We start from the raw sequence: 247 nt of genomic DNA, 5'->3' as shown, positions 1-247 counted from the left end.
TGCCCTGACCGGTGACGACGTCGAGGTGGTCGAACGGGTGGATGAGCGGGCGCCCGGAGCGCGCTGCCTCCGCGCGGGCGGCGCCGAGCGCCTCGTCCACGCTCTCGCCGACCTGCCGCACCTCGGCCCCGGAGCCGCGGGTGGCCCGCAGCTTCGGCACCGAGGCGTCCACGGGCATGTAGGCGATGGCGTGGATGCCGAGCATCTGGGCCGCGAGGGCCACGCCCTGCGCGTGGTTGCCCGCGCT

1 protein-coding gene is annotated in these 247 nt (G+C 76.5%); it reads right to left on the bottom strand.

From position 1 onward, the window contains the following. Positions 1-247, bottom strand: a 247-nt coding sequence (locus ACQP6G_RS20875) for a pyridoxal-phosphate dependent enzyme (protein WP_429767243.1), incomplete at both ends; no start/stop codon positions are given.

This window comes from Isoptericola nanjingensis (genome assembly GCF_050311635.1).
GTDB classification, from domain to species: Bacteria; Actinomycetota; Actinomycetes; order Actinomycetales; family Cellulomonadaceae; genus Isoptericola; species Isoptericola nanjingensis.
Note: the sequence above shows the minus strand (reverse complement) of the source record. Positions and strands in the feature narration are given on the sequence as shown.